At 69.7% G+C, this 848-nt stretch carries 2 pseudogenes; one reads left to right on the forward strand and one right to left on the reverse strand.

Annotated features, from left to right (window positions below):
• A pseudogene (locus tag A5681_RS19870) lies at positions 1-456 on the forward strand (hypothetical protein); the annotation flags it as partial.
• Between the two features lie 4 nt (positions 457-460).
• Here the strand turns inward: A5681_RS19870 and A5681_RS19875 are convergent.
• A pseudogene (locus A5681_RS19875) lies at positions 461-848 on the reverse strand (hypothetical protein); the annotation flags it as partial.

Here is an 848-nt window from a genome sequence, read left to right on the forward strand (position 1 = left end):
GCACGCGGTGAGCGCCCTGGCCATCACCGGCGGCGACACCCCGCCCCCGGCCCGCATCGTGCTGCTGTCCGACGGCGGGGAGAACAAGCCGTCCAATCCCAGCGACCCGCACGACGGGGCCTACACGGCGGCGCGGCTGGCCCGGGACGAGGGCGTGCCCATCTCGACGATCTCGTTCGGCACCAAGACCGGCGAGATCGAGATGGACGGGCAGCGCGTCGCCGTCCCGGTCTCGACGACCAGACGCTGCAGAAGATCTGCGAGATCACCGACGGCCAGGCGTTCCACGCCGACAGCCTGGAGTCGCTGAAGAACGTCTACTCGACCCTGCAGCGCCAGATCGGCTACGAAACCGTCAAGGGCGATGCCAGCCTGGCCTGGATGCTGCTGGGGGCGGTCGCCTTGGCGAGCGCGATCCTGGCCGGCCTGTTCCTGAACCGCCGGCTGCCGTCCTGAGCGATCAGACCGGCAGCCGCCGGTTGATCAGCAGCGCCAACGCCGTCGCGATCAGGGCGGTGATCACGCCCAGGCGCAGCCACCCGGCGCTGCCCGGCCCCGCCACGGTGCGATAGCCGATGTCCTTCTCGATCGCGTTGTAGCTCTTGTTGAGCTCGGCGATGTTGCTGGCGGTGTAGGACTGCCCGCCGGAAAGCTTGGCGATGGTCTTCATCTGGTCCGTCGAGACCGGGACGGCGACGCGCTGCCCGTCCATCTCGATCTCGCCGGTCTTGGTGCCGAACGAGATCGTCGAGATGGGCACGCCCTCGTCCCGGGCCAGCCGCGCCGCCGTGTAGGCCCCGTCGTGCGGGTCGCTGGGATTGGACGGCTTGTTCTCCCCGCCGTCTGGA

It is taken from the genome of Mycobacterium scrofulaceum, assembly GCF_001667885.1.
Taxonomy (GTDB): domain Bacteria; phylum Actinomycetota; class Actinomycetes; order Mycobacteriales; family Mycobacteriaceae; genus Mycobacterium; species Mycobacterium scrofulaceum_C.